Source organism: Streptomyces sp. NPDC046122 (assembly GCF_056429965.1).
The window spans coordinates 307216-326571 of record NZ_JBWKLQ010000005.1; the positions used below are offsets into that span (position 1 = coordinate 307216).

At 73.1% G+C, this 19356-nt stretch carries 18 protein-coding genes; 11 read left to right on the top strand and 7 right to left on the bottom strand.

Going from position 1 to position 19356, the window contains the following annotated elements; all coding sequences use genetic code 11:
• Nucleotides 1-44: 44 nt before the first annotated feature.
• Together AC07FK_RS17220 and AC07FK_RS17225 are read left to right on the top strand one after the other, a co-directional pair.
• Entirely contained in the window at nucleotides 45-356 is a 312-nt protein-coding gene (locus AC07FK_RS17220; RefSeq protein WP_479105698.1) for a DUF2530 domain-containing protein, read from the top strand.
• 138 nt (nucleotides 357-494) lie between these two features.
• Nucleotides 495-2933: an HAD-IC family P-type ATPase gene (locus AC07FK_RS17225; protein ID WP_479105699.1), complete on the top strand. Its 2439-nt coding sequence runs from the start codon at nucleotides 495-497 to the stop codon at nucleotides 2931-2933.
• On the opposite strand, the gene AC07FK_RS17230 is transcribed toward AC07FK_RS17225, so the two are convergent.
• The 5 genes from AC07FK_RS17230 to AC07FK_RS17250 form a co-directional block, all read right to left on the bottom strand.
• Entirely contained in the window at nucleotides 2915-3748 is an 834-nt protein-coding gene (locus AC07FK_RS17230; protein WP_479105700.1) for a calcium-binding protein, read from the bottom strand. The genes AC07FK_RS17225 and AC07FK_RS17230 overlap by 19 nt on opposite strands.
• A 98-nt stretch (nucleotides 3749-3846) precedes the next feature.
• Nucleotides 3847-4590 (bottom strand): calcium-binding protein, encoded by a 744-nt coding sequence (locus tag AC07FK_RS17235; RefSeq protein ID WP_479105701.1) that lies wholly within the window; start codon nucleotides 4588-4590, stop codon nucleotides 3847-3849.
• 235 nt (nucleotides 4591-4825) lie between these two features.
• The gene (locus AC07FK_RS17240) at nucleotides 4826-5656 is read right to left on the bottom strand and encodes a DUF5707 domain-containing protein (RefSeq protein WP_479105702.1); all 831 of its coding nucleotides are present in this window, start codon (nucleotides 5654-5656) and stop codon (nucleotides 4826-4828) included.
• 107 nt (nucleotides 5657-5763) lie between these two features.
• On the bottom strand, nucleotides 5764-8895 hold the full coding sequence (locus tag AC07FK_RS17245) for a sacsin N-terminal ATP-binding-like domain-containing protein (RefSeq protein WP_479105703.1): 3132 nt from the start codon (nucleotides 8893-8895) through the stop codon (nucleotides 5764-5766).
• A gap of 171 nt (nucleotides 8896-9066) precedes the next feature.
• Complete coding sequence (locus AC07FK_RS17250; RefSeq protein WP_479105704.1) at nucleotides 9067-9990, bottom strand: DUF3027 domain-containing protein; 924 nt, start codon at nucleotides 9988-9990, stop codon at nucleotides 9067-9069.
• Nucleotides 9991-10430: 440 nt separating this feature from the next.
• Between AC07FK_RS17250 and AC07FK_RS17255 the strand changes: the two genes are divergently transcribed.
• The 4 genes from AC07FK_RS17255 to AC07FK_RS17270 are packed head-to-tail and all read left to right on the top strand — an operon-like array spanning nucleotide 10431 to nucleotide 13850.
• Entirely contained in the window at nucleotides 10431-11819 is a 1389-nt protein-coding gene (locus AC07FK_RS17255) for an MFS transporter (protein ID WP_479105705.1), read from the top strand.
• Nucleotides 11820-11846: 27 nt separating this feature from the next.
• Entirely contained in the window at nucleotides 11847-12341 is a 495-nt protein-coding gene (locus AC07FK_RS17260; RefSeq protein WP_479105706.1) for a DUF2771 domain-containing protein, read from the top strand.
• Between the two features lie 2 nt (nucleotides 12342-12343).
• Entirely contained in the window at nucleotides 12344-13012 is a 669-nt protein-coding gene (locus AC07FK_RS17265) for a futalosine hydrolase (protein WP_479105707.1), read from the top strand.
• On the top strand, nucleotides 13002-13850 hold the full coding sequence (locus AC07FK_RS17270) for a 1,4-dihydroxy-6-naphthoate synthase (protein ID WP_479105708.1): 849 nt from the start codon (nucleotides 13002-13004) through the stop codon (nucleotides 13848-13850). The genes AC07FK_RS17265 and AC07FK_RS17270 overlap by 11 nt, the downstream gene beginning before the upstream one ends.
• Nucleotides 13851-13857: 7 nt before the next feature.
• Here AC07FK_RS17270 and AC07FK_RS17275 read toward each other — a convergent pair whose 3' ends face one another.
• On the bottom strand, nucleotides 13858-14241 hold the full coding sequence (locus AC07FK_RS17275; protein WP_479105709.1) for a cold-shock protein: 384 nt from the start codon (nucleotides 14239-14241) through the stop codon (nucleotides 13858-13860).
• 190 nt (nucleotides 14242-14431) lie between these two features.
• Here AC07FK_RS17275 and AC07FK_RS17280 point away from each other — a divergent pair, with 190 nt between their 5' ends.
• A complete protein-coding gene (locus AC07FK_RS17280) occupies nucleotides 14432-14686 on the top strand; it encodes a hypothetical protein (RefSeq protein ID WP_479105710.1) in 255 nt (84 codons plus the stop codon).
• On the opposite strand, the gene AC07FK_RS17285 is transcribed toward AC07FK_RS17280, so the two are convergent.
• Complete coding sequence (locus AC07FK_RS17285) at nucleotides 14656-15309, bottom strand: HAD family hydrolase (protein ID WP_479105711.1); 654 nt, start codon at nucleotides 15307-15309, stop codon at nucleotides 14656-14658. The genes AC07FK_RS17280 and AC07FK_RS17285 overlap by 31 nt on opposite strands.
• 74 nt (nucleotides 15310-15383) lie before the next feature.
• Between AC07FK_RS17285 and AC07FK_RS17290 the strand changes: the two genes are divergently transcribed.
• The 4 genes from AC07FK_RS17290 to AC07FK_RS17305 are packed head-to-tail and all read left to right on the top strand — an operon-like array spanning nucleotide 15384 to nucleotide 19354.
• Entirely contained in the window at nucleotides 15384-16418 is a 1035-nt protein-coding gene (locus AC07FK_RS17290; protein WP_479105712.1) for a FecCD family ABC transporter permease, read from the top strand.
• Between the two features lie 38 nt (nucleotides 16419-16456).
• A complete protein-coding gene (locus tag AC07FK_RS17295; RefSeq protein ID WP_479105868.1) occupies nucleotides 16457-17494 on the top strand; it encodes a FecCD family ABC transporter permease in 1038 nt (345 codons plus the stop codon).
• Nucleotides 17491-18396: an ABC transporter ATP-binding protein gene (locus tag AC07FK_RS17300; RefSeq protein WP_479105713.1), complete on the top strand. Its 906-nt coding sequence runs from the start codon at nucleotides 17491-17493 to the stop codon at nucleotides 18394-18396. The genes AC07FK_RS17295 and AC07FK_RS17300 overlap by 4 nt, the downstream gene beginning before the upstream one ends.
• Nucleotides 18377-19354 carry an ABC transporter substrate-binding protein gene (locus tag AC07FK_RS17305; RefSeq protein WP_479105714.1) on the top strand — a complete coding sequence of 326 codons (978 nt, stop codon included), beginning with the start codon at nucleotides 18377-18379 and terminating at the stop codon, nucleotides 19352-19354. Before AC07FK_RS17300 ends, AC07FK_RS17305 begins: the two co-directional genes overlap by 20 nt.
• Nucleotides 19355-19356 lie beyond the last annotated feature (2 nt).

The following is a 19356-nucleotide window of genomic DNA, read 5'->3' on the forward strand; positions in this document are numbered from 1 at the left end:
CCGGGGCCCGCCGAGGGCTCGTACGCCGCGCCTACACTGTCCCCATGGCGAAGTGGACCCCCAAGCACGAGGCACCCGAGCCCCTTGAGGGGCCGGTCGTGGCCACCGTCGTCGGCGGCACGATCCTGTGGTTCGTCCTCTTCCTGGTGCAGGTCCCCTTCTACGGATGGTTCGACGACCGGGGCTGGGCGGGCTGGGTGTGGACCTGCCTGGCCGGCGCGGGACTCGGGCTGATCGGTATCTGGTACGTACGCGGACGCGACGCGGCGATCAAGCGCGCGCAGGTGGGGACGGCGGAGACGGCCGGGGCCGCGGGGTCCACAGGGCCGGACGAAGCCCGGCACGACCCTCACTGACGCCCCCGGCCCACCCCCTCGGAAGCCGGGGATCCCGTACGACCCGGGGACGGTGCCCACCGCACCGCCGTCCTGCTCCGGTCCCGTCTTCCGCCACTCGACGGGTCAACCGGCACATCCGGTCGTACCGTCGGAACCATGACGCAGCGGGCAGAGACCGACACGCACGGGACCGTCGCGGGGCCCGGGCCCAACGGGCTCACCGCGACCGAGGTCGCCGAACGGGTCGCCCGGGGCGAGGTCAACGACGTACCGGTGCGCAGTTCGCGCTCCGCCGTCGAGATCGTCCGGTCCAACGTCTTCACCCGCTTCAACGCCATCATCGGCGTGCTGTGGGGGATCATGCTCTTCGTCGCGCCGATCCAGGACAGCCTCTTCGGCTTCGTGATCGTCGCCAACACCGCCATCGGCATCGTCCAGGAACTGCGCGCCAAGAAGACCCTGGACAGCCTCGCCGTCATCGGCGAGGCGAGACCCAAGGTCCGCCGGGACGGGGTCTCCGCCGAGGTGACCACCTCGGAGATCGTCCTCGGCGACCTGGTGGAGCTCGGGCCCGGCGACAAGGCCGTCGTCGACGGCGAGGTGGTCGAGGCCGACGGCCTGGAGGTCGACGAGTCGCTCCTCACCGGTGAGGCGGACCCGGTGCTCAAGCAGCCGGGCGACCAGGTGATGTCGGGCAGCTTCGTCGTCGCGGGCGGCGGCGCGTTCACCGCGACCAAGGTCGGCCGCGAGGCGTACGCCACCCAGCTCGCGGAGGAGGCGTCCCGCTTCACGCTCGTCCACTCCGAGCTGCGCAACGGCATCAACCAGATCCTCAAGTTCGTCACCTGGCTGATGGTCCCGACCTCGATCGGCCTCGTCGTCAGCCAGCTCGTCGTCAAGGAGAACGAGCTCAAGGACTCGATCGCGCGCACGGTCGGCGGCATCGTCCCGATGATCCCCGAGGGCCTGGTCCTGCTCACCTCGGTCGCCTTCGCGGTCGGCGTGGTCAGGCTGGGACGCAAGCAGTGCCTGGTGCAGGAGCTGCCCGCGATCGAGGGCCTCGCGCGGGTCGACGTGGTCTGCCTGGACAAGACGGGCACGCTCACCGAGGGCGGCATGGACGTCACCGAGGTGCGGACGCTGAACGGCTCCCGCGCCGACGAGGCGTACGTGCACGGCGTCCTCGGCGCGCTGGGCGAGTCCGACCCGCGGCCGAACGCCAGCCTCCTGGCGATCAGGAACGCCTACCCGGACGACGACTCCTGGCGCTGTACGCAGTCGCTGCCCTTCTCTTCCGCCCGCAAGTACAGCGGGGCGAGCTTCGCGGAAGGCGACGGCGGCAGCAGTTCGTGGCTGCTCGGCGCCCCCGACGTGCTGCTGCCGAAGGGCGACCCCTGCCTCGACGAGATCGACCTGCTCAACCGGCAGGGCCTGCGCGTGCTGCTGCTCACCCGCGTCGACAAGGCACTCGACGACCCGGCGGCCAAGGACGGCTCGCGCGCGACCGCCCTGGTGGTCCTGGAGCAGCGGCTGCGCCCCGACGCCGCCGACACCCTCCGGTACTTCGCCGATCAGGACGTCGCCACGAAGGTCATCTCCGGCGACAACGCGGTGTCGGTGGGCGCGGTGGCGGACAAGCTCGACATGCCGGGCGCGGCGAACACCGTCGACGCCCGTACGCTGCCGGCCGAGCGCGCGCAGATGGCGCAGGCGCTGGACGAGAACGCGGTCTTCGGCCGGGTCAGCCCGCAGCAGAAGCGCGAGATGGTGGCGGCGCTCCAGTCGAAGGGCCACACGGTCGCGATGACGGGCGACGGCGTGAACGACGTACTGGCGCTCAAGGACGCCGACATCGGGGTGGCGATGGGCTCCGGCTCGGAGGCGACGCGTGCGGTCGCGCAGATCGTGCTGCTGAACAACAGCTTCGCCACGCTGCCCTCGGTGGTGGCCGAGGGGCGCCGGGTCATCGGCAACATCACGCGGGTCGCGACGCTCTTCCTGACGAAGACGGTCTACTCGGTGCTGCTGGCGATCCTGGTGGTCTGCTCACAGGTCGAGTACCCGTTCCTGCCGCGCCACCTGACGCTGCTGTCGACGCTCACGATCGGCGTCCCGGCGTTCTTCCTTGCGCTGGCGCCGAACAAGGAGCGGGCCCGGCCCCACTTCGTCCGCCGGGTGATGCGGTACTCGATCCCCAGCGGCGTCATCGCCGCGTGCGCGACCTTCTGTACGTACCTGCTCGCCCGCTCCCACTACTCCGGCCCGGACGCCCTGTCCGCCGAGACGAGCGTGGCGACGCTGACGCTGTTCCTGGTGTCGATCTGGGTCCTGGCGATCATCGCCCGCCCGTACACCTGGTGGCGCCTGGGCCTGGTGGCCGCGATGAGCCTCGGCTTCGTGGTCGTGCTCGTGGTGCCGTGGCTGCAGGAGTTCTTCGCGCTGCGTCTGGTCGGCACCACGATGCCGTGGCTGGCGGTGGGCGTCTCGGCGGTGGCGGCGGCCGCCCTGGAGCTGGTGTGGCGCTGGGTCGGCCGCCGCTCCTCCGGCTCAGCCGGAGGAGTCGCCTACGACGGTGCTCAGCGCACGTCGACGTAGTCGCCGGCCGCGGTGACCGTCGCGGTGGTGGACGAACCCGCGAAGGTGTAGCGGAAGTAGCCGTCGACCGTGGCCGTGGTCGTGGCCGACAGGTTGCCGGTGCTGTTCGACGTCACCGTCTTGACGGTGGTGTACGTGGTGCTGGTCTTCTCGCGGAACTGCAGCTTCACCTTCTGGCCCGAGTAGCCGGCGTACTTCAGCTCGTCCCAGTTGGCGCGCGAGAGCTTGCCCTTGACGGTGACGGTCTTGCCCTTGCGGACCGGCTCCGGGGAGGCGTCGACCGTCAGCTTGCCGGCGCGCAGGATCTTGAAGGTGGCGGCGGTGGCGTTGGTGACGGAGTCGCCGTCGGCGCCGATGCCCACGGACCAGAGCTTCCAGGTGCCGGCGATGTCGTTCGCCATGAGCAGCGGGTCGACCTCGAAGGTGTACTTGCACTTGGTGGTGGTCGCGTTGACCTCGGTGCAGGTGCCCGTCTGGCTGTTCGCGCCGATGAAGCCCTTGGCGTTCTCGAAGTCGCTGCCCGCACCGTTCCACAGGGCGGCGTGGATCTCGTAGATGCCCTCCGGGTCGGTGGCGGTGACCTCCGCGGTGACGGTCTTCACCGCGGTGGTGCCGAGGGACAGGCTCTTGCCGCCGTTGACGACCGCCTTGGTGATCTTGGTGTCGCCCGCCGCCGCCTTCACGTCCGGCGTGGCGGCGAGGGCCGCCGAAAGGCCGGCCGGCCTCGGGGAGTGGTCGGCCTGGGCGGCCGGTACGACGAGGGCGGAGAGAACCAGGGCGCCCGAAACGGCGGCCACGGTGGTGCGTATGCGCATGTGGTGATGTCCCCATTGGGTGAGAGTCGATACGTGCCCCGCCGCGTTTCCCCCCGGCGGGGCCCGTGGTGTGGTGGTACGGGTGGAGCGAACGCCGCCTAGCGCACGTCGACGTGGTCACCCGCCGCGGTGGCCGCGGGGGTGGTGGTCGTGCCGGCGAAGGCGTAGCGCCAGTAGCCGTCGGAGGCCGCCGTGGCGGTCGCCTTCAGCGCACCGGAGCCGTTGGAGGTCACCGTCTTGACGGTGGAGTAGGCGGTGGTGCCGGCCTTGCGGAACTGGAGCTTCACCGGCTGGCCGGTGTAGCCCGCGTACGTGTACGTCTCCCAGTTGGCGCGGGCCAGCTTGCCGGTGATCGTGATCGTGCCGCCCTTGGCGACCGGCTCGGGCGAGGCGTTGACCGAAAGGGTCGACTGGCGCTGGAGCTTGAAGGCGGCCGCCTTCTGCCTCCAGACGTGGTCGCCGTCCGCGGCGTCCACCCAGGCGTCGACGTACCAGGTGCCGGCCTTGTCGTTGGCGTACTCGAGGTCGGCGCGGGGGTCGACCGAGAAGGTGCCGGTGCAGGTGTTGCCCAGGCAGTCCACGTCGGTGGGCTCCAGGGACCCGAACCCGGGGCCGTTCAGGGTCAGGTCGGCGCCGATGACGCCCGAGTCGTCCGCGGCCGTGACGGCGACGGTGAAGGTCCTGACCTCCGTGGTGCCGACCACGACGTTCTTGCCGCCGTTGACGACCACCTCGGTGAGGGCGGTGTCGCCGTGACCACCGTCCGCCCGGGCGGCCGGGACGGCGAGGGCGGACAGGGCCAGGGCACCGGAGACGGCGGCCGCAGTGGCACGAAAGCGCATGTTTTTCCCCATGGTCGACACACTTCCCGCCGCGTGTTCCCCCCGGCCGGGAAGGTGAGGTGTTGAGCGAAGCCCCGTGAAGGTGGTCCTGGTACGGCGACGCGGCCGCCGCCCCGGATCCGGTGTGGTTCCGGGGCGGCGGCCGGTCGCCCGGCCGGTCGGGCGGTCAGCCCGTCAGCCGGTCGGGCGCTCGCGTGCGAGGCCCGGTGTCAGTGCTCGATGCTCGGTGCTCGCGTCAGCGGACGTCGACGTAGTCACCGGCCGCGGAGACCGCGGGGGTGGTCGACGTACCCGCGAACGAGTAGCGGAAGTAACCGTCGGAGGCCGCCGTGACGGTCGACTTCAGGGCGCCGGTGCTGCTGGACGTCACCGTCTTGACGGTGGTGTACGTGCTGGTGCCGGCCTTGCGGAACTGGAGCTTCACCGGCTGGGCGGTGTAGCCCGCGTACGTGTAGGTCTCCCAGTTGGCGCGGGACAGCTTGCCCGTGACCGTGATGGTCTTGCCCTTGACGACCGGCTCCGGCGAGGCGTTGACCGTCAGCTTGGAGAAGCGCTGGACGCGGTGCGTCTTGTACGCGTCCTGCCAGATGAAGTCCTCGTCGTTGCCCTCCGCGGCCGCCTCGACCTTCCAGGTGCCCGCGAGCGAGTTCATGTACAGGTCGAGCTGCGGGTCGATCGTGATCGTGAGCTTGCACGTCGACGTCGTGGCGTTGACCGCCGTGCAGGTGGCGGCTTCCTCGTTCGGGATGAGGTAGCCGTCGACGTTGTCGGCGGTGCCGTGCCAGAGCGCGACGTACGCGTCCTTGATGCCGGACGCGTCGGTCGCCGTCACGGAGACGGTGATCGTCTTGGGGTTGGTGGTGCCCAGGACGATGTCCTTGCCGCCGTTGACGACGACGTTGGTGATCTTGGTGTCGCCGACGACGATGTCGTCAGCGGGAGCCTGTCCGGCGCGGGCCGACAGGCTGCCCGGCTTCGGCACGTCCACGGCCGTGGCGGCCGGGACGGCGAGAGCGGACAGGGCCAGGGCGCCCGAAACGGCGGCCACAGTGGCACGTATGCGCATGTATGAATGTCCCCACAGGTATGCGACCCCGCCGCTTTTCCCCCCGACAGGATCTTTGAGTGTCGAACGAAGTGTAAGGAGAGCGCGGAGAGTTCGTAAACACCAAATCAGTCGAACCAGCGGTCCCGTGCGAGTTCTTCCGTCCGTGACGGATCCTCGATCAGGGCCGCCACCTCGAAGCGACGCGGCCACTGCCCCGCTGACCAGGCGAGACCCGCCGCCACACCCTCCAACGTGGCCGCGTGGACGGTCCCGTCGGGCGTACGGCGCCAATCCAGCTCGACCCCGCCCGCGAGCAGTTCCTCGTGTTCGATGTACGACGACGGAGTGCCGGTGCCGAGCAGGACGCGCACGGATTCCGGGACCTCGCGCTCCACGCCTTCCGACGTCACCTCCGCCTCCGCGGACTCGCTCAGGCGGCGCACCTGGAGCAGGTCGGCCAGGTCGGCGGCGCGCGAGGGGGAGACGGGCAGCAGGGGCAGCCCCGAGGTGAGCGGCAGCAGGTCGGGGGCGTCCGCGACCACCGCGTCCGCCGCGTCGACCACCCGCACCTCGCCGTCCACCACCGCGCGCAACTCGTCCGGCAGCGTGACCTGTTCGGGATCGAGGTCCGCCAGGGCGCCGTACAGCGCGTGGAGTTGGGAAGCGGTGACCGTGCGGTCGGGGTCCGCGAGACGGCCGAGGAGCTCGGCCGCGCCGCCGGGCTCGTCCAGCAGCGCCGCCACGGAGGTCCGTACGCCCAGCGCCCTCAGCACCTGCTCGTCGTCGAAGCCGGTGGCGTCCGCCGAGGTGTAGAGCCCGTCGAGGAGCGGGTCGCCGCCCGCGGACCGCAGCCCGGCCGGACGCCGCCCGTCCAGCACGGGGTGGTCGCGCAGCCACCAGGCGGTGTACGGGCGTACGGACTGCGTCGTCCCGTCCGGCAGCAGGACGCGCACGGGCTGGGTCAGCGCGTCCCGCAGGGGCGGCTGCGCGAGCAGCGCGAGGGCCTGCGGCCACCGGTCGTCGTCGACGAGGTCCAGGTCCCGTACGGCGACGATCTCGGTGGCGACCGGCGGCACGGAGGTCTCCGGCAGCTGGTCGAGGATGTCCTCGCACCACACGTCCACGGCGTCCAGCAGGCCGGCGTCGTCGGGCTCGGCGAAGTCGCCGTCGCGTGGCTCGAATTCGTCCGGGTCGAGCACGATGTCGGTGGTGCGCACGAGCGCGAAGGTGGCCAGCACGCCACAGGCCGTGAGCGGCTGCTCGCCCCAGCGGGCGGCCAGCTCGGCGTCGCACAGGGCCAGTTCACCCTCGCGCATGATCTGCGCGAACGGGCTTGCGGGCAGCACGAGTTCACCGGCGGGAGACAGCTCGCCGTCCTCGTCGGGCAGCGCCAGCGCGCCGAGCCACGGCTCGTCGCCGGGTGACAGGTCGGCGTCCCGTACGAGCGCCAGCACGGTCTCCGCGAGTTCGTCGGCGTCCGGGGCGTCCTCGTCCCAGAGCCGGCCGCCGTCGTCGAGGGAGGCGGCGACGGCGGCCCGCACCTGCGGGGTGGTGAGGACGGCGCGGGGGGTGGCGGGGAGCGCGCCGAGCTTCTCCAGGAGGGGGTGGGTGGCGTCCGGGTGGGCGACCTTGAGGCCGAGGCGGGCGAGCTGCTCGGGGGCGGCCGTGTCCGCGTCCGCGCCGGTCAGCGGGAGCAGCACCTGCCGGGGGCCGATGACGGTGCGGCCACTGGCCAGCGGCACCGGGAGCCCGGACAGGCGGTCCGGGTCGACGCCGGCGAGCGACTCGTACAGCCGCCGCCACCACGACGGCTCGCGCTCGGCGCCCGCGAGGCGCTCGATGGCGTCGCCCAGCGGCAGCCGCCCGACGCCCAGGGTCCGCAGCTCGGCCCGGCGTTCCAGACCGGCGGGGAGCAGGGTCGGCAGCACTTCGGCCATGACGCGTACGGTGTCGGCGCCCGCGCCCTCGACGACCTCCGCCTCGAAGGGGCGCAGTGCGGTGAGTTCCTCGGAGGGCGCGGCCGGTGCGAGGAACGCGACGCGGGGCAGCCTGGCGATGACGGCGGCGCGCAGGGCGCCGTCGAGTTCGCCCTTGCCGAGCGGGCCGGGGACCAGGTCGACCGTGCCGGTGGACACCGGCTCCCAGTCGCCGAGCAGTTCGGCGTACGCGTCGGCCGCGCGCTCCACGATGAAGGCGGTCAGCGGCCCCGGCGCGGGGTGGCGGCGGGTCGTGTCCAGGGGCAGCGAGGCGATGAGGAGCGCCGGTACGCCGAGCGGTTCGTCGGTCGGCGTCGGTGCGTGCACGACCGGCGCGGTGGCGGGCCGCTGCGGCGCTCCGTCGCCGTCCACGGGGACGGCCCAGGTGACGGCCCAGTGGGGGCGCAGGCGCTCTTCGACGGGCCGGTCGGCGAGGAGTTCGGGCCGCAGGGCGCCGGAGCGGGTGACGGTGCGCCAGCGGGTGGTGCGGGTGGCGCCGCGCGCGGTGTCGTCGATGTGCACGTACGCGTCCCGCTCGGCGCGTGTGAGCGTACGGGTGGTGCCGTCCGGGGTTTCGACGACGATCTCGGCGAGGCCGGGGAGGGTCAGCAGCAGTGCGTCGTCGATGGCTTCGAGGAGGTGCTGGGCGAGGTCCACGGCGCCGCCGTCGCGCAGCGGCAGGACCACGACGGTGTCGTAGCCGGCGGGGGCGGAGCCCTCGGCGGGGAGCGGGAGGCGCAGCAGCGGTACGTGGCCGTCGCGGCGGCGCAGTTCCTCGCCGAGTCCGGGGGCGGTCTGGGCGGCGTCCACGGCCAGTTCCCTGGCCTCGGCCAGGGACCAGCGGACGCCGCCGTGCCGGCCGAGGACGGCGGGCTCGTCGCTGACGGCGAGCACGGCGGCGAATCCGACGCCGAAGCGGCCGACCGCGTTGTCGGTGTCCTCGCGCTTGGCCGACGCCCGCAGGGTGCTGAGCGATTCGACGCCGGCGGCGTCGAGGGGCGCGCCGGTGTTGGCGGCGGCGAGGATCGCGGGCGCGTCGGGGGTGGCGGCGTGCAGGGTGAGGCGCAGGCGGCCGGTCACGCCGGCGCGGGCGGCGGCGTCGGCGGCGTTCTGGGCCAGCTCCACGACGAGGCGGTCGCGGTAGCCGCCGAGGGCGAGGTCCTCCTCGGCGTTGGCGTCCTCCCGGAAGCGGGCGGGACTCGCGCTCCAGGCGTCGAGCACACCGCGCCGCAGCCGCGCCGTGCCGAAGGGGTCGGCCTCGTCGGTGGCCCTGACGCTCACGCTTGTCTCCGCTCGTCCTGAGGTACGGCTCGGCTGACGCCTACCCGCGTCTACGGGGCGCAAGTATCCCGCGCCGACGGCCCGCCGACGGCCACCTGCCCATCGGGGCGGTGCGGGTGTGGTGCGGCGGCGGGGGGCCGCCGCACGGGCAGCGGATCCGGGGGCCCGGGCTCAGGAGTGGCCCAGGTCCTCCGTCGGGTCGGGCGTGGCCGGGACCGAGCCGCCCTCCGGGTCCGGGCGGAGCGGGAACGCGTCCGTGGCCATCGAGTCCAGCACCGGCGGCGCGGGCCGCATCGGCTTCGGCATGACCGCCGCCTCCGAGTGCCCGCCGCAGCCGTAGGCGAGCGACACGACCCGCCCGTCCGCGGGCGAGTACTCGTTCGCGCAGACGCCGAACGCCTGCCGCAGCGATCCGGACAGCGGCACCAGGAAGGCGCACGAGACGCACGTCGCCGGCGCGGCCTGGGCCATCGGGGTCTTCGCGCCGTACGCCTCGTCCCAGCGGTCCGCCGCGATGTGCAGCCCGTACCGCGACAGGACGCGCGCCCGCCGCATCCCCAGCTCTTCGGCGACCGCCGCGATCGACCCGCGCGAGGGAACCAGCGGCAGCGTCGCCGGCGCTCCGCCCGCGACCTCGGCGTCCTCCGCCTCGACGAGGTCGGCCATCTCCTCGGAGACGGCCGAGTCCGGCGGCGGGACGTCCTCGCCGGTGTAGCCGGGCTCCAGGCGCAGGTCCTCCGCCTCGGTGGGGAGCAGGTCGCCGGGACCCATGTCCCCCGGGCGCAGCCGCTCGCTCCACGGCACCCACTCGGGCGCCAGCAGGGAGTCCGGCCCCGGCAGGAGCACCGTCTCGTCGAGGGTGACCAGCTTGGCCCGCGAGGCGCGGGTGACCGTCACCGCCCAGCGCCAGCCCCGGTAACCGGGTTCCTTGCATTCGAAGAGGTGGGTGACGACCCGGTCACCCTCGGCGAAGAGGGAGACATGCTCGCCGACCACGCCGGGAAAGGCGGCCTCCTCGGCCGCCGCCCTGGCAAGGTCTACCGCCTCGGCGCACAGGCGGTCGGGGGTTCGGCTTCGCGTCGTCGCAGCACTCACAGGTCTCGCTTCTCTCCTACGCCGTCTCACGGGTGCGCCAACGGATGCCCGTACGAGGTACGAGATACGAGGTGCGAGCTGCGGGCGGAGCGGACCGAAGGGCCGCGTCGACGTCCGCGCCTCGCCCGACCCGTCTCGGTCTCGGGCGCACTTTCCACCACCCATTCTGCGGGATGACGGAGAGGCGCGCGGCCGAGGACAACCGCCGGTGGCGCGCTACGCACGCTACCCCCTTCGCCGCCCCCGGCCCACCTGCACGCCCGTCTTTGCGGCGGGAAGGCCCGAGAGATCCGGTGGAGATCGGTCGGAGATCGGGCGCGGATCGGGCGCGGACGCGGCACCGCGACGGCAATGCGTCCCAAATGCCCGGAGTGATGGTCCGTCCGCGTCGCCGCCATGTTTCACGTTCGACCCGGGGAGGGTTGGGGCACTATGGCGGGGTGGCTGCCGCACAGTCGTCCGACGGATCCGGTCCACTCCGCAGGAGGGCCCGGGCGGTCGGCCGTGCCCTGCATCTGCCCTTCTCCGGTACGGCGAAGGGCATTCGGCGCGCCACGCACGCGCACGGCGCGGGCGAGTCGGGCCTCGGCAAGCTGATCGAGCTGCATGCCGTGAACGGCGCGGGCGACGTGATGGTCACGGTCGCCCTGGCCTCCACCGTCTTCTTCTCCGTCCCGACGGACGAGGCGCGCGGCCGGGTGGCCCTGTATCTCGCCGTCACCATGGCGCCCTTCACCCTCCTGGCCCCGGTGATCGGCCCCCTCCTGGACCGCGTCCCGCACGGCCGCCGGGCCGCGATGGCCGGCGCGATGCTCGCCCGCGCGCTGCTCGCCCTCGCGATGTCGGGCGCGGTGGCGACGGGCGGCCTGGAGCTCTATCCGGCGGCACTCGGCGTACTGGTGTCCTCGAAGGCGTACGGCGTCGTACGGAGCGCCGTCGTCCCGCGCCTGCTCCCACCCCGCTTCTCCCTGGTGAAGGCCAACTCACGGGTGACGCTGGCCGGGCTGCTGGCGACGGGCGCCGCCGCACCCATCGGGGTGGGGCTCCAGCAGCTCGGTCCGGCGTGGCCGCTGTACGGGGCGTTCGTGCTGTTCGTCGCCGGTACGGTGCTGGCCTTCTCGATGCCGCACAAGGTCGACTCCGCCAAGGGCGAGCGGAAGGCCATGCTGCTGGAACACGGCCACGGGCACGAACGCGGGGACGAACGCGGGAACGGCAGGGCGCCGCGCCGTCCCGGCCTGCGGACCGTCGGCCCCTCCGTACTGCACGGCCTCCAGGCCAACGCGGCGCACCGCGCGCTCTCCGGCTTCCTGATCTTCTTCCTGGCGTTCCTCATCCGCGAGCATCCGCTCTCCGGGCAGAGCGCTGCCGTGTCGCTCGCGGTCGTCGGCGTCTCGGCCGGGGTGGGCAACGCCTGCGGGACGGCCATCGGGGCCCTGCTCAAGTCCCGCGGCCCCGAACTGATCATCGCGACGGTCCTGATGCTGACGCTGGGGGTGGCCGTCTGCGCGGCGGTGTTCTTCGGCGGGCTGATGGTGGCCGTGCTGGGCGCGACGGCCGGGCTGTGCCAGGCGCTGGCCAAGCTGTCGCTGGACGCGCTGATCCAGCGGGACGTGCCCGAGGAGGTGCGGACATCGGCGTTCGCGCGGTCGGAGACGCTGCTCCAGATGGCGTGGGTGGTGGGCGGCGCCATCGGGATCGCCCTGCCGCTGAACGGCGCGCTCGGCATGTCGGTCGCCGCGGGGCTTCTCGCGACGGGCGCGGCCCTGTCCGTACGGGGCCTCCTGGGGGCGGCCCGGCGCGGCACGCCGCACCCCCGCGTGGCGTGAGGTGGAGCGGGCGATAGCCTTCGCCCCATGACCGTTGCGCTCCTCTCTGGTAAGGCCCGCCGCACCGCCACCGTGATCGGTGCCGTGTCGGCCGGACTCCTCGTCCTGTCCGCCTGCGACAAGCCGACGCCGCTGGCGACCGTGACGGTCGGCACGAACTCGGTGCACACCGACGCCGCGTGCTACAACGACGGCGCCGCGATCAAGGAATCCCTGCTCCAGGGGTGCCTGAACAAGAAGGCCGAGAAGACCGTCAAGGTCTCCATGGACGACAAGGTCCGCTTCGGCGTCGACCCCGAGATCGCGGACAAGGGCTGGACGCTCTTCATCAACGGCCAGCAGGCCGAGCAGGAGCCGTTCAAGAAGACGTACCGGACCATCCCGGGCAGCGCCTTCTTCGCCCAGCAGCAGCAACAGCAGCCGGGCGCCCCGAGCCCCGACGAGGCGCAGGTCAGCGTCGTCGAGACGAAGGGCAAGAAGCTCACCGGCATCTGGCACTTCAAGCTGGAGAAGACCTCCTGACGATGCGTGTGCTGGTCGTGACCGCGGTTCCCGCCGAGCGGGACGCGGTCACGCGCGCGTTGGCGAGCGTTTCCGGCCCGGTCGGCGTCGATGTCGTCGCCGCCGGGGTCGGTCCGGCCGCTGCCGCCGCCGAAACGGCCACCGCGCTGGCGCTGGCGTCCGCGACACGCCCGTACGGGCTGGTGATCTCCGCCGGCATCGGCGGCGGGTTCGAGCGGGTGGCCCCGCCCGGCTCGGTCGTCGTCGCGGACGCGATCGTCGCCGCCGACCTGGGGGCCGAGACGCCCGGCGGCTACCTCCCGGTGACGGCCCTGGGCTTCGGCACGGTGGAGCACCTGCCGCCCGCCGCTCTCGTACGGGCCGTGGCCGACGCGACCGGCGCGGCGGCCGGCACCGTGCTGACCGTCTCCACCGTGACCGGGTCCGCCGCCCGCGCCGCCGAGCTGCGCGCCCGGCACGCCGGCGCCGCCGCCGAGGCGATGGAGGGGTTCGGGGTCGCGGAGGCCGCCGCGCGGCACGGCGTGCCGGTGCTGGAGATCCGCGCGGTGTCGAACGCCGTGGGGCCGCGCGACCGGGCGGCCTGGCGCATCGGGGAGGCGCTGGAGGCGCTCACCGAGGCGTTCGGGAAGCTCGTGCCCGTACTCGAGGGTTGGGATGGAAATGACCGCTGAGACGCTGAAGATCGCCTACTCGCCCTGCCCCAACGACACCTTCGTCTTCGACGCCTGGGCGCACGGCCGCGTGCCCGGCGCGCCCGCGCTCGACGTGACGTTCGCGGACATCGACGTCACCAACGGGATGGCCGAGCGCGGGGAGTTCGACGTGCTCAAGGTCTCGTACGCGGTGCTGCCGTGGGTCCTGGAGGAGTACGCGCTGCTGCCGTGCGGCGGGGCGCTCGGCCGGGGCTGCGGGCCCCTGGTGCTCACACGCGAGGCCGGGGTGGACCTCACCGGCAAGCGGGTGGCCGTGCCGAGCGAGCGCTCGACCGCGTACCTGCTGTTCCGGCTGTGGGCAGCGGACGTCGTGCCGGCCGGGGTCGGCGAGATCGTCGTCATGCCCTTCCACGAGATCATGCCCGCGGTGCGCGACGGCAAGGTCGACGCGGGGCTCGTCATCCACGAGGCGCGCTTCACCTACCAGGACTACGGGCTGCACTCCCTCGCCGACATGGGCGAGCACTGGGAGGGCGCGACCGGCCTGCCGATCCCGCTGGGCGCGATCATCGCCAAGCGCTCGCTGGGCGCGGAACGGCTGCGCCGGCTCGCGGACGCGGCCCGGACCTCGGTGCGGATGGCCTGGGACGACCCGCTGGTGTCGCGGCCGTACGTGCTGGAGCACGCCCAGGAGATGGACCCGGCGGTGGCGGACCAGCACATCGGCCTGTACGTGAACGAGTTCACCGCCGACCTCGGCGAGAGCGGCTACGCGGCGGTGCGGGGGCTGCTCACGCGCGCGGCTGCCGAGGGGCTGGTTCCGCCCCTCGGCAGCCGCGCGCTCGACTTCGTCTAGCCGGCGCTCACACGTCCAGCTGGTCGGCCACCGCGCGCAGCAGGCCCGCGATCTTCGCGCCGGCCGCCCTCTCGGGGTAGCGGCCGCGCTCCAGGGCCGGGGTGATGTTCTCCAGGAGCGTCGTCAGGTCCTGGACGATCGACGCCAGTTCGTCGGGCTTGCGGCGCTGCGCGGCGGCGACGGACGGAGTCGGGTCGAGGATCGTCACGGTGAGCGCCTGGTCGCCGCGCTGGCCCGCCACGACGCCGAATTCGACGCGCTGGCCGGGCTTCAGGGCGTCGACTCCGGCAGGAAGCACCGACGAGTGAACGAAGACGTCGCCGCCGTCGTCGCGGGAGAGGAAGCCGAAGCCCTTCTCACTGTTGAACCACTTGACCTTGCCGGTAGGCACCGTCTGTCCTCGTCCTCGTACTCGTCGGATCCCCGGCACGTTCCGCTCAAGCGTTCGGCCGGGGAAAACGGCTCTGGATAGCACTACAGCGGGTCTTCGGACCCGCCACCACCAAGGCTAATGGTCCAGGGGCTGGTGACAAGACGTCGCCGGGCGGTTCCTCCGGGCAGGGAACTACCCTGGCCCGGTGATGACTGAAACCCAATCGGCCGAGGCCGGCGCCGGTGACCGGCTGGTACGCGCCGGCGCGATCGTCTTCTTCACCGGCGCGCTGGCCACACTGGTCACTGTGGCCCCGCTCTTCCTCGGCACGGAGCCCTTCCCGCCGGTCGCGTACGCCGTGTGCATGCTGATGGGCGCGGGCTTCGTGATCGCCGCGGCCGGCGTGCTCAGGTCGATCGCCGCGCAGCGCCGTCAGGCGCGCGGAGCGGCGGCCCCCCGGTAGGAGGCCAGCCAGGCCGGGAAGGCCGTGAGGTCGTCCAGGACGACGTCCGCACCGGCTTCCCGCAGCTCAGCGGCGTCGCAGGGCCCCGTCGGCACGGCCACGGACAGGGCCCCCGCCGCCCTGGCTCCGCGTATGTCGCCGAGATGGTCGCCGACGTACACCGACGCGCCGTACTCGCGCAGCGCCTCCGCCTTGGCCTCCGCCCACAGCCAGCCGATGACCGCGTCCGGCTCGATGCCGAGGTGCGCGAGGTGCAGTTTGGCGTTCGGCTCGTGCTTGGCCGTCACGACGATGGCCCGGCCGCCCGCCGCCCGTACCGCGGCCACCGCCTCGCGGGCGCCAGGCAGCGCGGGAGTTGGCGTGATCGCGTACGTGGGATAGATCTCGCGGTAGCGGTCGCCCATCTCCTGGATGCGGTCCTCGGGGAACCAGAACGCCAGTTCCCGCTCCAGTGGCGGGCCGAGCCGGGTGACCGCCAGGTCCGCGTCGATGTGTGCCCCGGTCTCGGCGGCGAGCGCCTCGTAGGCGGCCTTGATGCCGGGCCGGGAGTCGATGAGCGTCATGTCGAGGTCGAAGCCGACCGTCAGCGGCGGCGTCGGGGCGTTGTCGGAGTGCGTGGGCATGAAGGCCATTGTGCCTGCGGGCGCCGGGGGCCCACTCGTACACTTAGCCAAGCCTTACCAGCCTCCGGACGCGAATGGGTCAGATGCGAGCCGCCACCAGCCCCACCGGACGTGCGCCGGTCATGCGGCGCATCGGATGGACGGCCGCCGCGATCGCGGCCCTGCTGGTGTCCGTGCTGCTGAGCCTCGCCGTCGGGGCGCGGTCCATCGCGCCGGCCGAGGTCCTCGGCGTCCTGCTGCACGGCGGTCACAGCGACGCCGCCGAGGTCGTGCGGACGATGAGGGTGCCGCGCACGCTCGTCGCCCTGATGGCCGGCGTCGCGCTGGCCCTCGCCGGAACGGCGCTCCAGGGCATCACCCGCAACCCCGTCGCGGACCCGGGCATCCTCGGCATCAGCCAGGGCGCGTCGGTGGGCGTGGTGCTCGCCATCGCGTTCGCCGGGGTCCACACGCTGTCGGGCTACGTGTGGTTCGCGTTCGCCGGCGCGGGTCTCGCCTCTGTCGCGGTGTACGCCGTCGCGGCGGGCGGGCGCGGCGGCGCGACGCCGGTGAAGCTCGCGCTGAGCGGCGCCGCGATCAACGCCCTGCTCGCGTCCGTGACGACGGCGGTCCTGACGACGAAGGGAGCGGCGCTCGACGAGTTCCGCTTCTGGCAGGTCGGGTCGGTCGCCGGGCGGGACGCGGACATCGTCGGGCAGACCTGGCCGTTCCTGCTGGCCGGGGTGGTGCTCGTGCTGTCCGTGGCGCGCGGCCTCGACGCGCTGGCGCTCGGCGAGGACGTCGCCAGGGGGCTGGGGCAGAACGTCGCGACCGTACGGATCGTCGGCGGGGTCGGCGCGACGGTCCTGACCGGCGCCGCGGTCGCCGCCGCGGGCCCCGTCGCCTTCGTCGGCCTCGCGGTCCCGCACATCGCGCGGGCGGTGGTCGGCGGCGACCACCGCTGGGCGCTGCCCATGGCCGCGCTGATCGGGCCGGTGATGCTGCTGGTCTCCGACGTGGCGGGGCGGGTGGTCTTCCCGCCCGGCGAGGTGCCGGCGGGCGTGATGACGGCCCTGATCGGCGTGCCGTTCCTGGTCGCGCTCGTACGGCGGAAGGCGGTGCCGGCGTGACGGCGGGCAGTGGCGTGACGGCGGGCGCCGCGGTCGGGATGCGGCCCGCCGGTTGTGCGGTCGTCCGCGCCGGCCGGACGCGGTTCCTGCTCCACCGGCGTTCCGCCCTCGTCGCCTGCGCCCTCGCTCTCGCGCTGGCCGGGGTGTGCGTCGCGTACCTCTGCGCCGGTGAGAGCTACGTCCCGCCCGCCGAGGTGCTGAAGGTGCTCTTCGGGCAGCCGTCGGCGGACGAGCTGGTCGTGGGGACCCTGCGGCTGCCGCGCATGACGGTCGGGCTGCTCGTCGGGGCCGCGTTCGGCATCGCCGGGGCGCTGATCCAGAGCGTCGCGCGCAACCCCCTCGCCAGCCCCGACATCATCGGCGTCAGCCAGGGCGCGAGCGCGCTCACGGTCGGGGCGACGACCTTCGGGATCACCTCGTACGCCGTACTGCCGTACGTGTCCGTGCTCGGCGGCCTCCTCGCCGCCGCTCTCGTGTACGCCTTCGCCTGGCGCGGCGGGCTGCACGCCACGCGTTTCGTGCTCATCGGCATCGGTTTCGCGATCGCCCTGCGTTCCGTCACCCATCTCTTCCTCACCAAGGGCGACCACCTCGCGGCCCAGCAGGCGCAGATCTGGATGACCGGATCGCTGGGCGGGCGCGGCTGGGACGAGGCGGCCCCGCTGGCGTGGGTGCTCCTGTTGCTGCTGCCCGCCGTTGCGTGGGCGGCCCGTGCCCAGCGCTCCGTGGCCCTGGACGACGACACCGCGACGGGGCTCGGCGTGCGGCTGGGGCGGGTGCGGCTGGGCCTGGTGCTCACCGGCGTCGTGCTCGCCTCGGTGGCCACCGCGACCGCCGGTCCCGTCGACTTCGTGGCGCTGCTGGCGCCCCAGATCGCCCGCCGGACGACCCGTACCGCGCAGATCCCGCTGCTCTGCTCGGCGCTGATGGGCGCCCTCGTCGTCGTACTGGCGGACCTGTGGGCCCGGCGGCTGCTGTCGCCCACCGAACTGCCGGTGGGCGTGCTGACGGCGGCGGTCGGCGCCCCGTACCTGATCTGGCTCATCATCAAGGGCCGTACCGGAGGCAAGGCGTGAGCAGGCTCACCGCGCGCGGGCTGACGCTCGCCTACGAGGACCGTACGGTCGTGCACGACCTCGACCTGGCCGTGCCCGACGGCAGGGTGACCGTCATCGTCGGCCCGAACGCGTGCGGCAAGTCCACCACCCTGCGCGCGCTCGGCAGGCTGCTCAGGCCGAAGCGCGGGGCGGTGCTGCTCGACGGCGCGGAGCTGGCGAGGATCCCGACGAAGAAGATCGCGCGGGCCATCGGTCTGCTGCCGCAGACCCCGGTCGCGCCCGAGGCCATCACCGTCGCCGACCTGGTCGCGCGCGGACGTCAGCCGCACCAGCACTGGTGGCAGCAGTGGTCGGACGAGGACGAGCGGGCGGTGACCGACGCCATGGCGCGCACGAACGTCACCGCGCTCGCGGAGCGGCCCGTCGACGCGCTCTCCGGCGGCCAGCGCCAGCGCGTGTGGATCGCGATGGCCCTCGCGCAGGAGACGGACCTGCTGCTGCTGGACGAGCCGACGACGTACCTCGACATCGCCCACCAGGTCGAGGTGCTGGACCTGGTGCGCCGGCTCAACCGGGACCGCGGCCGGACCGTCGTCGCGGTCCTCCACGACCTCAACCAGGCCGCCCGCTACGCCGATCACCTCGTAGCGATGAAGGAGGGCCGCGTCGTCGCCGAGGGCCACCCCGGCGACATCGTCACGGCGGATCTCGTACGGGAGGTGTTCGGCCTCGCGTCGGTGGTCGTCCCGGACCCGGTGACCGGATCCCCGCTGGTCGTCCCCGGCGCCCCGTGGACCCCGTCGGCCCCGGCTCCGCGCACCGCCCCCGAAGCCACCGCCCGGTCCGCCGCGCCCCACGAGCCCGCCACCCCCTCCGGACAACCCGAAAGGCGCCAACCCGATGACCTCACCCCTCCGTAGCCGCGGCCCGGCCGCCGCATCCCTCGCCGTCGCCGCCGCCCTCACGCTCTCCGCCTGCGGTGCCGGCTCGGGCGACGTGGACTCCGCGCCAGCCGGAGCGAAGACGCACACGGTCAGGACCGCCATGGGGGACGTGAAGGTCCCCGAGAACCCGAAGCGCGTCGTCGTGCTCGACACCGCCGAGCTGGACTCCGCGATCACGCTGGGCGTGAAGCCGGTCGGCGCGACGCACACCGGCACCGAGTCCGGGTTCCTGAGCTACCTGCCCGAGGACGAGGTCGCCGGCATCAAGGACGTCGGCGAGATGACGACCCCCAACCTGGAGGCCGTCGCCGCCCTGAAGCCCGACCTGATCCTCACCAGCAAGGTGCGCCACGCCGCCCTCTACGACGAGCTCGAGCAGCTCGCGCCGACGGTGATGACGGAGAACACCGGCTACCCCTGGAAGGAGAACTTCCAGGTCCACGCGGACGCGCTCGGCAAGAAGGCCGAGGCGAAGCGGATCGTCGCCGACTACACCGCCCACGCCCGCGAGGTCACCGACGCCATCGGCGGCGAGGACCGGGCCGCGAAGACCGACGTCAACGTGGTGCGCTTCATCGAGGGCGCGGACATCCGCGTCTACGGCAGGCAGAACTACATCGCGACCGTCCTGGCCGACGTCGGTCTCGGCCGCCCGGCCATCGCCGACAAGGCCAAGGACGGCTTCTCGTACGACGTGAGCCCCGAGAGGATCAACCTCGCGGGCGAGGGCGCCGACGTGGTCTTCCACTCGACGTACGGCGACCCGGAGAAGGCCGGGGCGGTGAAGACCCTCGGCAGCGGGCTGTGGAAGAACATGCCCGCCGCGAAGGCGGGCAAGGTCTTCGCCGTCGACGACGAACTGTGGATCCAGGGCATCGGATACACCGCCGCCCACCGGATCCTCGACGAACTGCGGGGCCACCTCACGAAGTAGCC

What these genes read in the sequence shown, in the direction of transcription:
- AC07FK_RS17270 (WP_479105708.1), top strand. Translation starts at nt 13,002, where the DNA reads ATGACCGCTGAGACGCTGAAGATCGCCTACTCGCCCTGCCCCAACGAC.
- AC07FK_RS17230 (WP_479105700.1), bottom strand. Translation starts at nt 3,748, where the DNA reads ATGCGCATACGCACCACCGTGGCCGCCGTTTCGGGCGCCCTGGTTCTC.
- AC07FK_RS17295 (WP_479105868.1), top strand. Translation starts at nt 16,457, where the DNA reads ATGCGGCCCGCCGGTTGTGCGGTCGTCCGCGCCGGCCGGACGCGGTTC.
- AC07FK_RS17260 (WP_479105706.1), top strand. Translation starts at nt 11,847, where the DNA reads ATGACCGTTGCGCTCCTCTCTGGTAAGGCCCGCCGCACCGCCACCGTG.
- AC07FK_RS17305 (WP_479105714.1), top strand. Translation starts at nt 18,377, where the DNA reads ATGACCTCACCCCTCCGTAGCCGCGGCCCGGCCGCCGCATCCCTCGCC.
- AC07FK_RS17240 (WP_479105702.1), bottom strand. Translation starts at nt 5,656, where the DNA reads ATGCGCATACGTGCCACTGTGGCCGCCGTTTCGGGCGCCCTGGCCCTG.
- AC07FK_RS17265 (WP_479105707.1), top strand. Translation starts at nt 12,344, where the DNA reads ATGCGTGTGCTGGTCGTGACCGCGGTTCCCGCCGAGCGGGACGCGGTC.
- AC07FK_RS17280 (WP_479105710.1), top strand. Translation starts at nt 14,432, where the DNA reads ATGACTGAAACCCAATCGGCCGAGGCCGGCGCCGGTGACCGGCTGGTA.
- AC07FK_RS17220 (WP_479105698.1), top strand. Translation starts at nt 45, where the DNA reads ATGGCGAAGTGGACCCCCAAGCACGAGGCACCCGAGCCCCTTGAGGGG.
- AC07FK_RS17290 (WP_479105712.1), top strand. Translation starts at nt 15,384, where the DNA reads ATGGGTCAGATGCGAGCCGCCACCAGCCCCACCGGACGTGCGCCGGTC.
- AC07FK_RS17235 (WP_479105701.1), bottom strand. Translation starts at nt 4,590, where the DNA reads ATGCGCTTTCGTGCCACTGCGGCCGCCGTCTCCGGTGCCCTGGCCCTG.
- AC07FK_RS17285 (WP_479105711.1), bottom strand. Translation starts at nt 15,309, where the DNA reads ATGCCCACGCACTCCGACAACGCCCCGACGCCGCCGCTGACGGTCGGC.
- AC07FK_RS17225 (WP_479105699.1), top strand. Translation starts at nt 495, where the DNA reads ATGACGCAGCGGGCAGAGACCGACACGCACGGGACCGTCGCGGGGCCC.